At 73.8% G+C, this 13,751-nt stretch carries 10 protein-coding genes; 5 read left to right on the top strand and 5 right to left on the bottom strand.

From position 1 onward, the window contains the following. The first annotated feature begins 2 nt into the window (after positions 1-2). A complete protein-coding gene (locus EAO77_RS02950) occupies positions 3-755 on the top strand; it encodes an ABC transporter permease subunit (RefSeq protein ID WP_147986573.1) in 753 nt (250 codons plus the stop codon). A gap of 75 nt (positions 756-830) precedes the next feature. Here EAO77_RS02950 and EAO77_RS02945 read toward each other — a convergent pair whose 3' ends face one another. Further along, positions 831-1,292 carry a nuclear transport factor 2 family protein gene (locus EAO77_RS02945; RefSeq protein ID WP_147986572.1) on the bottom strand — a complete coding sequence of 154 codons (462 nt, stop codon included), beginning with the start codon at positions 1,290-1,292 and terminating at the stop codon, positions 831-833. 243 nt (positions 1,293-1,535) lie between these two features. Here EAO77_RS02945 and EAO77_RS02940 point away from each other — a divergent pair, with 243 nt between their 5' ends. The 3 genes from EAO77_RS02940 to EAO77_RS02930 all read left to right on the top strand — a co-directional run bounded on the left by EAO77_RS02940 (position 1,536) and on the right by EAO77_RS02930 (position 7,696). After that, positions 1,536-5,342, top strand: a complete 3,807-nt coding sequence (locus EAO77_RS02940) for an ABC transporter ATP-binding protein (protein ID WP_147986571.1) — start codon at positions 1,536-1,538, stop codon at positions 5,340-5,342. Between the two features lie 158 nt (positions 5,343-5,500). Next, positions 5,501-5,914: a hypothetical protein gene (locus EAO77_RS02935; protein WP_147986570.1), complete on the top strand. Its 414-nt coding sequence runs from the start codon at positions 5,501-5,503 to the stop codon at positions 5,912-5,914. A gap of 354 nt (positions 5,915-6,268) precedes the next feature. After that, positions 6,269-7,696, top strand: a complete 1,428-nt coding sequence (locus EAO77_RS02930) for a S28 family serine protease (protein WP_147986569.1) — start codon at positions 6,269-6,271, stop codon at positions 7,694-7,696. A gap of 91 nt (positions 7,697-7,787) precedes the next feature. Here the strand turns inward: EAO77_RS02930 and EAO77_RS02925 are convergent, their stop codons facing one another. Then, on the bottom strand, positions 7,788-9,611 hold the full coding sequence (locus EAO77_RS02925; protein WP_147986568.1) for a glycoside hydrolase family 3 protein: 1,824 nt from the start codon (positions 9,609-9,611) through the stop codon (positions 7,788-7,790). A gap of 292 nt (positions 9,612-9,903) precedes the next feature. Continuing rightward, positions 9,904-10,815: a LysR family transcriptional regulator gene (locus tag EAO77_RS02920; RefSeq protein ID WP_147986567.1), complete on the bottom strand. Its 912-nt coding sequence runs from the start codon at positions 10,813-10,815 to the stop codon at positions 9,904-9,906. Between the two features lie 174 nt (positions 10,816-10,989). Between EAO77_RS02920 and EAO77_RS02915 the strand changes: the two genes are divergently transcribed. Continuing rightward, positions 10,990-11,856: an EamA family transporter gene (locus EAO77_RS02915; protein WP_147988906.1), complete on the top strand. Its 867-nt coding sequence runs from the start codon at positions 10,990-10,992 to the stop codon at positions 11,854-11,856. 55 nt (positions 11,857-11,911) lie between these two features. On the opposite strand, the gene EAO77_RS02910 is transcribed toward EAO77_RS02915, so the two are convergent. Together EAO77_RS02910 and EAO77_RS02905 are read right to left on the bottom strand one after the other, a co-directional pair. Further along, positions 11,912-12,478, bottom strand: coding sequence for a DUF6058 family natural product biosynthesis protein (locus EAO77_RS02910; RefSeq protein WP_261993950.1), 567 nt, complete (start codon positions 12,476-12,478; stop codon positions 11,912-11,914). Between the two features lie 369 nt (positions 12,479-12,847). Next, complete coding sequence (locus EAO77_RS02905; protein WP_147986566.1) at positions 12,848-13,624, bottom strand: sugar phosphate isomerase/epimerase family protein; 777 nt, start codon at positions 13,622-13,624, stop codon at positions 12,848-12,850. Between the last annotated feature and the right edge of the window lie 127 nt (positions 13,625-13,751).

Here is a 13,751-nt window from a genome sequence, read left to right as displayed (position 1 = left end):
CGATGTCCCTCGCACCCGTCGTGCCCGTGCTCCACTCCGAGTGGATCAAGATCCGTTCCGTGCGGGGCCAGTGCGTCGCCCTCGCCGCCGTGTTCGCGTCGACGGTCGCGTTCTCGGTCCTGATGTGCGCCACGCTCGGGCCCGAGGACATGGCCGAATCCGGCACCGACCCGGTGCGCGCCTCGTTCTTCGGGCTCAACTTCGGGCAGATCGCCGCGATCTGCTTCGGCGCGACCGTCGTCGCGGGCGAGTACCGGGCCGGCGCGGTCCGCCTGTCGCTCACGGCCGTCCCTCGCCGGGGGCTCTTCTACGCGGGCAAGCTCACGGTCGTGGGTCTGCTGGCGCTCGCCGTCGGGCTGCTCACCGCCGCGGTCTGCTTCTTCGCCGGGCAGGCCGCCCTCGGCGACCGCGGCGTCGGTATCGGCGAGCCCGGCGCGCTGCGGGCCGTCGTGGGCTGCGGGCTCCATCTGGCGCTGATCACGCTGTTCGCCGCCGGGCTCTCGGCGCTGCTGCGCAGCGCCCCGGCCGTCATGGGCATCCTCATCCCCTTCCTGCTGATGCTGCCCTTCGTCCTCGGGGACGTCTCGGAGAGCAGGGGCTGGATCGACTTCCTGCCCGACCGGGCCGGCCAGCAGATCCTCCTCCGGAACCCGGAAGGCCCGCTGGGGCCGTGGACCGGCATCGGCGTCCTGGCGCTGTGGGCGGGCGCGGCGGTGTGGGCGGGCTTCCACCGGCTGTCCCGCCGGGACGCGTGAGAGGCGGGGCGGGCTGCGGCCGGATGGGCGCGCACCCGGCCCCGGCCGGTGCGCGACCGCCCGACGGGGGCCGGCTCAGCCCGTCCCGGCCGGGTGCGGCGGTGTTCCCTGCGTCCAGGCGATGCGCAGCGACTGGCGGGTGATGCGCCACCCGTCCGCGGTCCTGACCAGCTCGTTGTCCAGATGCCCTGCCGAGACGAAGAGCGCATCCGTGCCGTCCGCCAGGACGTGGGTGCTCAGCAGCGCGCCCCGGGTGCTCGCCCGGTCGCCGTCCACCTCGACGACGGTGCCCGCGGCCAGGTGCACCGTGGGCCCGAAGAAGGCCATCGCCTTCCGTACGAGCTCCAGCACGGCGTCGCGGCCGTGCAGCGTGCCGACGGGCCACTCGACCGCGACGTCCTCCGTGTGGAACGCCGCGGCCCACTCCTCGTCGAGCACCCGCTCGTCCAGCGACCGCGCGTAGCGGCCCACGAGGTCGGCGATCTCGGCACGGTCGGTGAGGGCACGCAGCTCGTGCCGCATCTCTGTGATGTCCATGCCGAGCAGCTTGGTACCTCAAGCCTGCTCGAGGTCAAGCGCCCGCCCGCGACCCCCCCGGAAGACGCCCGGTCCTAGGACCAACGGCGGGGATTTGTTGCGGAGGGATGAAATCCGCTTCCGGCCGTGTTGGAGCCTTCCGGAAGATCAGGTCCTGGTCGCTGCGGCCGGTCCGCGGCAGGGCCGCAGGTCCCGGGCGCGGTGCGGCCGGGAGACGACGGGGAAAGCGACGGGGAGGCCCACGTGGCGGCGGCGGAACAAGGGTGGGCACGGAGACTCTGGGGGTACGCCTGGCGCTACCGGCGCAATGTGGTGCTGGCGCTCGGGTCGTCGCTCGGCGGCATGGCCGTCATGGCACTCGTCCCCCTGATCACCAAGATCGTCATCGACGACGTGATCGGCGACGAGACCCGCTCGCTCGCGGTCTGGACCGGGCTGCTGATCGCGGCGGCCGTCGTCGTCTACGTCCTCGCCTTCATCCGCCGCTACTACGGCGGACGGCTCGCGCTCGACGTGCAGCACGACCTGCGCACCGGCATGTACGCCACGATCACCCGGCTCGACGGGCGCCGCCAGGACGAACTCTCCACCGGTCAGGTCGTCGGCCGCGCCACCAGTGACCTCCAGCTCATCCAGAGCCTGCTCTTCATGCTGCCGATGACCATCGGCAACTTCCTGCTCTTCGCGATCTCCCTCGCGATCATGGCCTGGCTGTCCCTCCCGCTGACGCTGATCGCGCTCGCCGTCGCGCCCGCCCTGTGGGTCATCGCCAAGCGCAGCCGCGTCAAGCTCCACCCGGCCACCTGGTACGCCCAGAGCCAGGCCGCGGCCGTCGCCGGGGTCGTGGACGGCGCGGTCAGCGGCGTGCGCGTGGTCAAGGGCTTCGGCCAGGAGGACCAGGAGACCGGGAAGCTGCGCGAGGTCGGCCGGCGGCTGTTCGCCGGGCGGCTGCGCACGATCCGGCTGAACGCGAAGTACACGCCCGCCCTCCAGGCCGTCCCCGCACTGGGACAGGTCGCGATGCTCGCGCTCGGCGGCTGGCTGGCCACCAAGGGCGACATCACGCTCGGCACCTTCGTCGCCTTCTCCACGTACCTCGCCCAGCTCGTCGGACCCGTGCGGATGCTCGCCATGGTGCTCACCGTGGGGCAGCAGGCGCGCGCCGGCGTCGAGCGGGTGCTGGAGCTCATCGACACCCGGCCGACCATGCGGGAGGGCACCAGGGAACTGCCCGCCCACGTCCCGGTCGGCGTCGAGTTCGACGACGTCGTCTTCGGCTACGCGGACGGCAGGCCCGTCCTGGACGGCTTCTCGCTGGAGATCGCCGCCGGCGAGACCGTCGCCGTCGTCGGCGCCTCCGGCAGCGGCAAGTCGACCGTGTCGCTGCTGCTGCCGCGTTTCTACGACGTCGAGCGCGGCGCCGTCCTCGTCGGCGGCCACGACGTGCGCGAGCTGACCTACGACTCGCTGCGCTCCGCCATCGGCCTGGTGCCCGAGGACAGCTTCCTCTTCTCCGACACCGTCCGCGCCAACCTCGCCTACGGCAGGCCCGACGCCACCCAGGAGGAGATCGAACGGGCCGCGCACGCCGCGCAGGCGGACCGGTTCATCGACGAGCTGCCCGACGGATACGACACCAAGGTCGGCGAGCACGGCCTCACCCTCTCCGGCGGGCAGCGCCAGCGCCTCGCCCTCGCCCGTGCGATCCTCACCGACCCGAGGCTGCTCCTGCTGGACGACGCCACCTCCGCCGTCGACGCCCGCGTGGAGCACGAGATCCACGAAGCCCTGCGCCAGGTCATGGAGGGGCGCACCACCCTCCTGATCGCCCACCGGCGCTCCACCCTCGGCCTCGCCGACCGGATCGCCGTCCTCGACGACGGCCGCCTCGCCGACATCGGCACCCACGAGGAGCTGGAGCGCCGCTCCGCCCTCTACCGCAGGCTGCTCACCGACCCCGACGAGCTCGGCGGCGTCTCCCCGGGCCACGTCCCCGCCGAGGCGGCCCCCGAGCCGGACGAGGACCGCACCGTGCGGGCCGAACTCGACGCGGAGTTCGACGCCGAACGCGGCATCACCCCCCACCTGTGGGCCCGCGACGAGCACGCCGACGAGACCCGCGAGGTGTCCGGCGCCACCCCCGAACTGCTCGCCCAGGTCGAGGCGCTGCCCCCGGCCACCGACACCCCCGACGTCGACGAGGCGGCGGCCGTGCGCCCCGAACCGGCCGACACCCGCGCGGGCGAGGGCGGCCGGCTGCGCGCCGTGCTGCGCGGTTTCGGGCTCCCCCTGCTGGTCAGCCTGCTGCTTGTCGCGGTCGACGCGGGCATGGGCCTGCTGCTGCCGGTGCTGATCCGGCACGGCATCGACGAGGGCGTGGAGCAGCTCGCGCTCGGTGCCGTGTGGGCGGCGTCCCTGATGGCCCTCGCCGCGGTCCTCGTCCAGTGGGCCGCGCAGATCGGCGAGACCCGGATGACCGGGCGCACCGGCGAGCGGGTCCTGTACTCGCTGCGTCTGAAGATCTTCGCGCAGCTCCAGCGCCTCGGCCTCGACTACTACGAGCGCGAGCTGACCGGCCGGATCATGACCAGGATGACCACGGACGTCGACGCGCTGTCCACCTTCCTGCAGACCGGCCTGGTGACCGCGTTCGTCTCGGTCGTCACCTTCTTCGGCATCATGGTCGCCCTGCTGGTGATCGACGTGCAGCTGGCGCTGGTGGTCTTCGCGACGCTGCCGCCCCTGATCGTCGGCACGTACTTCTTCCGCAGGAAGAGCGTGAAGGCGTACGAGCTCGCCCGTGAGCGCGTCGGCGTGGTCAACGCCGACCTCCAGGAGTCGGTGTCCGGGCTGCGGATCGTGCAGGCGTTCGGCCGCGAGGCGGCGGGCGTGGCGAACTACACGGCCCGCAGCGAGAGCTACCGCGCGGCGCGTGTCCGCGGCCAGTGGCTGATCTCCGTCTACTTCCCGTTCGTCCAGCTGCTGTCGTCGGTGGCGGCGGCCGCGGTGCTCATCGTCGGCGGGGCCCGGATCGAGGCCGCCACCCTCACCACGGGCGCGCTGGTCGCCTACCTCCTCTACATCGACCTGTTCTTCGCGCCCGTGCAGCAGCTCTCCCAGGTCTTCGACGGATACCAGCAGGCCGCCGTCTCCCTCGGCCGGGTGCAGGAGCTGCTGCGCGAGCCGACGTCCACGGCCGCCGCCGAGCGACCGCGCGAGGTCCGCGCGCTGCGCGGGGACATCGCCTTCGAGAACGTGTCGTTCGCCTACGGCGCCGACGGCGACGAGGAGGCCCTGACCGGGGTCGACCTGCGCATCCCGGCCGGGCAGACGGTCGCCTTCGTCGGCGAGACCGGCGCGGGCAAGTCGACCCTGGTCAAGCTGGTGGCGCGGTTCTACGACCCGACCGCGGGGCGTGTCACCGTCACCCTGGCGGAGCCCGGCGACGGCGCCTCCGGCGGGGCGGCGGACGCCGACGGGGCCGGCGAGCCGTACGACCTGCGCGAGCTCGACCTGACCGGCTACCGGCACCGCCTCGGGGTGGTCCCGCAGGAGGCGTACCTCTTCGCCGGCACGGTCCGCGACGCCATCGCCTACGGCCGGCCCGGTGCGAGCGACGCCGAGGTCGAGGCCGCGGCACGGGCCGTGGGCGCCCACGAGATGATCGCGACACTGGACGGCGGCTACCTCCACGAGGTGTCCGAGCGGGGGCGCAACCTCTCCGCGGGGCAGCGGCAGCTCATCGCCCTCGCCCGCGCCGAGCTGGTCGACCCGGACGTGCTGCTCCTCGACGAGGCGACTGCCGCGCTCGACCTCGCGACGGAGGCACAGGTCAACCAGGCCACGGACCGGCTGACCGGCCGCCGCACCACCCTGGTCGTCGCCCACCGGCTCACCACCGCGGCCCGCGCCGACCGGGTGGTGGTGATGGACCACGGCCGGGTCGCCGAGGACGGCACCCACGACGAGCTGCTCGCCCGGGACGGCCATTACGCGGCGCTGTGGCGGACGTTCGCCGGGATAGGGGAGGACGAGCCGGCCACGGTGTAGCGGCGTCCGCCCCGGCGGCTCCCGCCGGGGCACACGCACCCGGAGCGCGTCCGCCGCGGGGGGACGCGGCCCGGGCGGGCCGGGCCGCGCAACCATCCGGGCGCCTGCTGCGTCGTACGCATGTGCGGGGGAAGATCGTGTGACGCGGAGGAGCGGCTGTGGACGACGGGGCGGGACACCGGGGCGGCGCACGGCCGGCACGGTCGCTGAGGCGTGCCGTGGCGGTGCTGACGGCCACGGCCGCGCTCCTGCTGGCCGGCCCCGGACTGGAGAGCGCCGCCGCGGCGGCCCCCTGCGCGGGGCGGCTCGCGAAGTCCATCTCCTTCTCCAGCGGTGAACTGCGCGTCTACCGCAGCGACCGGCAGGTCTGCGCCGTCACCCTCGCCCGGAACCCGGGCATCCGCCGGACCATGTCGGTGTCCCTCCAGGCGCGCGGCGGCCGGGCCGAGGTGGACGAGGGCCGGTTCAGCCGCCAGGCCGGCCCCGTGACCGTCGCGCCGCGCGGCCGGTGCGTGCGCGCCACGGGGACGGTCTCCGGCATCTCCCGGTCGACCGGCTGGATCCTCTGCTGACCCGTTCGGCCGCCCTCTGCGCGTCCGCCGCTCTCCGCGCCTCCGCCGTCCCCCGCGCTCGCCACTCTCCCGGCGCGTCCGCCGCTTCCCGGCGCGTCCGCCGCTTCCCGGCGCGTCCGCCGCTTCCCGGCGCGCCCGCCGTTGTCCCGCGACGCGTCCGCCCCTGTCCCGCCCGTCCGCCGTCCCTCCGCACGTTCCGCGCATCCTCCGTCCGGCCCCGTGCTTCGGCCGAATGCCGTACGGGTCACGGCAGTTGTGCGGCCGTAAGGAGCAACGAGGTCTGGCGCCCGTGGCGCCCGCACCGCTAGGTTCACCCGCGACCGATCTCAAGGGGAGATCTCCAGGGGAGGGTGAATGCGCAAGGCGCTCAGATGGCTGCTGTCGCTCGTGGTGCTCATAGGCACCGTCAGCGCGGCCGGGATGACGGCGGGGGCGGCCACCGCCGCCGAGCCGGCCGCCGGCACGGACATCAAGGACCGGATCCTCGCGATTCCGGGCATGAAGCTCATCGAGGAGAAGCCGTACCCGGGCTACCGGTTCTTCGTCCTCACCTACGACCAGCCGGTCGACCACCGGCACCCGCGCAAGGGCACCTTCGCGCAGCGGATCACCCTGCTGCACAAGGACACGACCCGCCCCACCGTCTTCTTCACCTCCGGCTACAACGTGTCCACCACGCCGCGCCGCAGTGAGCCGACGGCCATCGTCGACGGCAACCAGGTCTCGCTGGAGTACCGGTTCTTCACCCCGTCGCGGCCCGAGCCCGCCGACTGGTCGAAGCTGGACGTCTGGCAGGCCGCCAGCGACCAGCACCGCGTCTTCACGGCCCTGAAGCCCGTCTACGACAGGAAGTGGCTGTCCACCGGCGGCTCGAAGGGCGGCATGACCGCCACGTACTACGAGCGCCACTACCCGCGCGACATGGACGGCGTCGTCGCCTACGTCGCGCCGAACGACGTCGTCAACAACGAGGACAAGGCGTACGACCGCTTCCTCGCGAACGTCGGCACCCAGGAGTGCCGCGACAAGCTGAACGCCGTGCAGCGCGAGGCCCTGCTCCGCCGGGCGCCGATGGAGAAGATCTACGAGACGTACGCCGCCGACGGCGGCTACACCTTCACCACGGTCGGCAGCCTCGACCGTGCCTTCGAGGCCGTCGTCCTCGACTACTCCTGGGCGTTCTGGCAGTACAGCCTGCTCGCCGACTGCGACGCCGTTCCCGCCGCGGCCACGGCGACTGACCAGGAGCTGTTCGACCACATCGACGCGGTCGCCGGCTTCTCCGCCTACGCCGACCAGGGCCTGTCGGCCTACACGCCGTACTACTACCAGGCCGGCACCGAGCTGGGCTCCCCGGACATCGCGCAGCCGCACCTCAAGGGACTGAGCCGGTACGGCTACCAGCCCCCGCGGAACTTCGTGCCGCGGGACATCCCGATGCGCTTCAAGCCGTGGGTGATGAAGGACGTCGACACCTGGGTCCGGCACAACGCGACGCGCATGATGTTCGTCTACGGCGAGAACGACCCGTGGGGCGCGGAGCCGTTCCGGGTCGGCAAGGGCACCCGTGACAGCCACGTCTTCACGGCCCCCGGCGCCAACCACGGTGCCAACGTGGCCGGTCTCGTCCCCGACGAGAGGGCGAAGGCGACCGCGGCGATCCTGCGCTGGGCGGGCGTCGCCCCGGCCGCCGTGCAGGAGAACCCGGCGAAGGCGCGGCCGCTGGCCGAGGCCGACGCCAGGCTCGACAAGCGGGACATGGAGCGGACGCTGCGTCCGTGACCGGACGGGCCGCGGGCTGCGAAGCCCGCGGCCCGGTCCGGGCGAGGGGCCGGACCGCCACGACGTGGCGGTCCGGCCCCTCGCGCGTGCCTCAGCGGTACGACAGGCCGTGGCCGACCGGGAAGAGCGTCTGCGTCGGGTCGTCCGCCCGCTGCACCGGCACCGGCAGTCGCCCCTCGGGCCTGGCCCGGCCCGCGATCACCCGTGCGGCGGCGCGCAGTTCGACGTCCGTCCACGAGTAGCTCGCCACGGCCGCCCCGACACCGCCCAGCCGGGCGATGTCGTACGGGTTGCGGATGGCGAGCGCAACGACCGGGACGCCCGTCGCCACCAGCCGGTCCACCAGCGTGCGCTGGGAACTGGTCGCCGAGACGTTGTACGTGGCCACGACGACCACATCCCTGCCCCGGGCCGCGGCGACGGCCTCGTCGATCTTCGCGGTGGTCGGGGCGGTCCCGGTGGACAGCGCGCCCGCCGTGAAGCCGAGTTCCGTGAACGCGCCGGCGAGGACGGACGTCGGCGGGCCGGTCGTGCCGCTGGGGGACGCCGGATCGGCGCCGACCACCAGCAGGTTCGGCCGGCTGCGGCGGCTCAGCGGCAGCAGCCCGTCGGGGTTGGTGAGGACCGTGGTCGTGCCCTCGGCGATCCGGTCGGCGGCGGCCAGGTGGGACCTGGTCCCCACGGTGCGGTCGACGCCCCGCGAGGTGACGAACGGGTCGCGCAGCAGGCCCAGCTTCTCCTTCAGCCGGAGGATGCGCAGGATCGATTCCTCGATGCGCTCGACGCTCAGCTCGCCGCTGCGCACCGCCTCCAGGACGGCGTTCCACGCCACCGCCAGGTCCGGCGGGTTGAGCAACTGGTCCACGCCCGCCAGCAGGGCGAGCACCGGGACCCGGTCGTCGCCGTACTTGACCCGCACACCCTCCATGTTGAGCGCGTCGGTGACGACGACGCCGTCGTAGCCCAGCTCCTCGCGCAGGATGCCGGTGAGGATCGGGCGGGAGAGGGTGGCCGGGTCGTTGCTCGGGTCGAGCGCCGGGAACTGGATGTGCGCCGTCATGATCGAGTCGATCCCGGCCGCGATCGCGGCCCGGAACGGCGGCGCGTCGATGCGCTCCCACTCCTCACGGGTGTGGGTGATCACCGGGATGCCGGTGTGGCTGTCCACCGTGGTGTCCCCGTGGCCGGGGAAGTGCTTGGACGTCGCCGCGATGCCCGCGCTCCGGTACCCCCTGACCTGGGCGTCGACCATCCGTGCGACGGCCTCGGGCTCGGAGCCGAAGGACCGCACGCCGATGACCGGGTTGGCCGGGTTCACGTTGACGTCCGCGACCGGGGCGTAGTTCTGCACGATGCCCATGGCGGCCAGCTCGCTGCCGGCGATCCGGGCGGCGGCGCGCGCGTCGGCGCGGGAGCCGCCCGCGCCGAGGGCCATCGCCCCCGGCACCAGGGTGGCCGGCTTGCCGACCCGGGCGACGATGCCGTGCTCCTGGTCGGTGGAGATCAGCAGCGGCACGGGCGTCGGCTGGGCGAGTCCGGCCCGCTGGATGCCGTTGGACAGCTCGGCGATCTGGTGCGGATCACGGGTGTTGTGCGCCCAGGCGAAGTAGATGATGCCGCCGACGTGGTAGCGCTCGATCAGCTCGGCGGCGGTGCGGACGCCGATCTCCTTGAGGTTGGCGTCGATGTCGGCCTGGTCGGGCGCGGTGGCCGAGTGGCCGTACACCCGCATCACGAAGAGCTGGCCGATCTTCTCCTCCAGGCTCATCCGCGCGATGAGCCGTTTCAGGCGGTCGTGCCGTGCGGTGCCCGCCACGGCGGACGACGCCACCGCGGGGGACGCCGAGGCGATCGCCCCCGCCGCGACGGCGGTCGCGGTGAGAAGGGTGCGTCTGGAGAGATTCCGGTCGTGCACTGGTGCTCCTTCCGGGCCTTGCTCGACAAGGGTGTGGCACAAGGGAGTTGAAGGAAACTTCCAAGGAGTCACGGATATCCGGAAAGTAACTGCCAGGTCAAGGGTGTGGCAAGGAAATGACGACCCGGCACGCGGAATCTCCGCCGTCCGGCGGGCGGCCCGGGCGGGTGTCCGGACGGGCGGGGGCGGGCGGTCCGGCACGCCGGTGCCGGGCCCGCGCCTGCGTGCAGTGCGCCCGCGTCGACAGCCGGGCGTGAGGGCGTCGGGCCGTTCGGGGGCTCCCCGCCGGGGCTCAGCGTTCGCCGGCGGCCTCGGGCCACAGGCGGCGCAGGGCGCGGACCGTCTCCGTGATCGCGGGCCGGCGGGCCGCGCCCGCGCGCCAGAGGGCGCGCAGCCGTCTGCTCGGCACCGGGTCCAGGCGCACCGCCCGTACCTCGGGCGGCAGCGCACCCCTGCCCAGGCGTGGGACGAGGGCGATGCCGAGCCCGGCCGCGACGAGGGCGACCTGGGTCTGGTGCTCCTCCGCCAGGTGGGCGATCAGCGGCTCGTGGCCCGCCGCGCGCAGCGTCCGCATGAGCCAGTCGTGGCAGACCGTGCCCGGCGGCTGCGAGATCCACCGCTCGCCGCCGAGCTCCTCGCGGCGTACGGACTCCGCGGTGGACAGCCGGTGTTGCGAAGGAACCAGCAGATCGCACAGGTCCGTCCCGATCACCACCTGCTCCAGCCCCGGCGGCGTCGGCAGCGGCGCGATGTCCCAGTCGTGGGCCACGGCGAGATCCACCGCGCCGCGGGCCACCAGGTCGATCGACAGATGCGGGTCGATCTCCTGCATCCGTACGTCGAGCGCCGGGTGCCGTTCCGCGAGATCGGCCAGCACCCGGGGCATCAGGCCCCGCGCCGCGCTGGCGAAACAGGCGACGGCGAGCCGCCCGGCAGGCTCTCCGCGACGCTCCTCCAGGCGGACCTCCGCCTCCTCCACGATGGCCATCAACTCCTGCGCGGTGAGCGCGAGTTGCTGAGCCTCGTCGGTGAGCCTGATGCCGCGTCCCCGCCGCTCCAGCAGGGTGGTGCGGGTCTCCCGCTCCAGCTTGGCGATCTGCTGGGAGACGGCGGACGGGGTGTAGCCGAGCGCGGTCGCGGCGGCGCCGATGGTGCCGTGGACGGAGACGGCGTGCAGGGCGCGCAGCCGGCCGAGATCGAGCACGGTGCCCCCTCTCGTCGGTGCGGGCCGCTTCACGGCATACAACAGATTTCCTTCATCCAACCATGAAGGAACGCGCGCTGGTGCTACACAGTTGCACGCTACATCCTCGATGTCATGCGCCCTGCCACCCTGAGCCCTCCCGGGCCCGCCGCGGTCATCTCCCGGGTCCACGCCTTGCCGCCCGCCCACATCGCTCTCGCCACGCTGGTCGCCGCTGTCTGGGGGGCCAACTTCGTCGTCATCGCGGTCGGCCTCGACCACTTCCCGCCACTGCTCTTCTCCGCCCTGCGCTTCCTCGCGGCCGCCCTGCCCGCGGTCCTCCTCGTCGGCCGTCCGAAGGTCGCCTGGAAGTGGATCGTGGGGGTCGGCCTGGCGCTCGGGGTGGCCAAGTTCGGGCTGCTCTTCAACGGCATGGAGCAGGGCGCGCCGGCGGGACTCTCCTCGCTGATCCTCCAGGTCCAGGCCGTCTTCACGGCGCTGTTCGCGTTCGTCGCGCTGGGCGAGCGCCCCGGCCCGGTGCGGGTGACGGGCATGGCCGTCGCGCTCGCGGGCATCGGCGTCGCCGCGGTCGACGAGGGAACCTCCGGCCCTCTCCTGGGCTTCGTGCTGGTCATCGCCGCGGCGGCCTGCTGGGGCGTGTCCAACGTCCTCACCCGCAAGGCCTCCCCGCCGGACGCGCTGAACTTCATGGTCTGGGTCAGCGTCGTCCCGGTGCTGCCGCTGGTCGCGCTCTCCCTGCTCCTGGAGGGCCCGGACCGCGACCTCGCGGCACTGCGCTCACTCGACTGGACCGGCGTGGGCGTGATCCTCTTCGTCGCCTGGATCGCCACGATCTTCGGCTTCGGCGCGTGGGGCTTCCTCATGCGCCACCACCCGGCGTCGGCGGTGGCCCCCTTCTCCCTGCTGGTGCCGGTCTTCGGCATGAGCTCGGCGGCCCTGTTCCTGGACGAGGCGATCAGCCCGCTGCGCTGGTGCGCGGCCGCCCTGCTGGTGGGCGGCGTCGCGCTCACGACGCTCTCGGGGAACGGGCGCACCCGCTGAGACGTCCGCCGGGCGTGCGTCCGGGTCCTGCCCGGCGGCCGGGCTCCCGCCGCGCTCACCGTCCCGCGGGGGTGGGCTCCGTCCGGGGCGTCCTGCGCGGATACCGGGCGCGCACCGCGTCGACGCACAGGTCGCGCGACGTCGGGCCGCCGAAGCGGAGGCGGTCGTACGCCGTGAACGCGGGCTCCAGGGCGTCCAGTTCGTCGACCAGGGCGTGCAGCCGCGCCGACCAGTCGTCCGAGCCGGCGTCGGCCTGCGCGGGCGCCGCGGTGATGGCGGCGGTGAGCTGCTCCTTCCGCTGGATCGTGGCGGGGCGCACGGAGTGCAGGCACACGTACTGCCCGCTCAGATACGCGGTCCACTCCCGGCGTCCGGTCTCCCGGTCGGCCCACTGGGCGACGAACCACTCCTGGAGCCGCTCCGGCCCGCCGGCCTCCTCCGCCGGGGCGAAGAGGTCGTGCGGCACCATCTCGGCGCCGTCCGAGCGCAGGTAGCCGGGCAGCGGCAGCAGTCCGGACAGCATCGTCAGGCGCACCGCACCGGGATCGTGCCCCTGGGCGGCGCACAGGTCGTCGAGCACGGTGAACTGCGCGCTGACGTAGGCGTCGTCGGCGGGGGTCATGGGGTGGTCGCCGTTGATCCGGCGGAAACGGGCGGCCAGTTCGGACTCGTACACGGTGGGGCCCTTCGGCAGAGGCGGTGGCGCGCCCGGCGGTGGTGGCCTCCGGGCGCCGGCGCCCCTCATGCTGGCCCGCGTTCCGTTCGGCCCCGGCCGAACCATGGGGGCCGCCCCTCGTCAGCCGCCATGACCCGCCTGCCGTCGGGGCCGGCCGGCTGTGCGGGCCGGCCGCCGTCCGGGCCCCCGCCTTTGCCGGGGGCCGTGGGAAGGGGTGCCCGCCCTCGCACGCGGACCGAGCCCCCGGTGGGCGGCACCGCTCCCGCGTGCGGCCCCCGGTGAGCGGCGCCCGTCCGGGGGCCGGGCGCCCGCCGCTCAGACCAGCGAGCGCAGGTGCGCGAGACCCCCCGCCAGCAGTCCGGGCAGCTCCGCGGCCCGCTCGTACCAGCGCTTCTCGTACTCCCAGCACACCCACCCGTCCGGGTCGGCCAGGGCCAGGCACTCGCCGAGCGGCAGCACCCCTTCGCCCAGCGGCAGCGGTGTGAGGTCGTCCCGCGAGGCCACGTCCTTGACCTGGAGGTAGCCCAGGTACGGGCTCAGCGAGGCGTGCGAGGTGCTCGGCGGCTCGTCGCCCAGCCAGGTGTGCATCACGTCCCACAGCGCGCCCGCGTGCTTGTGGCCGACCGTGCCGACGATCCGCGACACGTCCCGGCCGGTGCGGTGCGAGTCGTGGGTCTCCAGCAGGATCCGTACGCCCACGCTCGCGGCGGTCTCGGCCGCCGCGCCCAGCCTCCGTGCCGCGACGGCGTCCGCCTCGGCCGGGTCCGTGTCGCCGCCGCCCGGGAAGACCCGGACGAAGGGCGCCCCGAGGTCACCGGCGAGGCGCATCAGCCGGTCCAGCTCGGTCAGCACCGGTGCGTCGTCCCCGGGCGCGGCGATCCGCGCGTACCCGGCCACGGTCAGGATCTCGACTCCGGCCCGCGCGAACTCCTGTGCCACCGCACTGCGTTCCGGTGTCGTCAGGTCCAGGTGCACCGGCTCCTCGGGGTGGGTGCGCAGTTCCACGCCCTGGTAACCGGTGGACGCCGCGAGCGCGGCGACGTCGGCGACGGGCATGCCCGGCACGCCGAGTGTCGAGAAGGCGAACTTCATGGAGGAACCTCTCTCCGGTCGGTGACGTGTCGTCCTGTCGGGCGCCTGCCCACTGTGTCCCGCTACCCGCCCTCCGCCCCGAGGAGCCGGTGCACCTGGACCTGACGACACCGGAACGCAGTGCGGT

Source organism: Streptomyces sp. T39 (assembly GCF_008042045.1).
In the GTDB taxonomy this organism is placed as follows: Bacteria; Actinomycetota; Actinomycetes; order Streptomycetales; family Streptomycetaceae; genus Streptomyces.
The sequence above is the reverse complement of the archived record's forward strand: the minus strand, read 5'-3'. Positions and strand labels throughout refer to the sequence as shown.

Bases quoted from the DNA above. Each gene is read 5' to 3' on its own strand.
- EAO77_RS02945 (WP_147986572.1), bottom strand. From the start codon at position 1,292: ATGGACATCACAGAGATGCGGCACGAGCTGCGTGCCCTCACCGACCGT.
- EAO77_RS02950 (WP_147986573.1), top strand. From the start codon at position 3: ATGTCCCTCGCACCCGTCGTGCCCGTGCTCCACTCCGAGTGGATCAAG.
- EAO77_RS02930 (WP_147986569.1), top strand. From the start codon at position 6,269: ATGCGCAAGGCGCTCAGATGGCTGCTGTCGCTCGTGGTGCTCATAGGC.
- EAO77_RS02905 (WP_147986566.1), bottom strand. From the start codon at position 13,624: ATGAAGTTCGCCTTCTCGACACTCGGCGTGCCGGGCATGCCCGTCGCC.
- EAO77_RS02910 (WP_261993950.1), bottom strand. From the start codon at position 12,478: ATGACCCCCGCCGACGACGCCTACGTCAGCGCGCAGTTCACCGTGCTC.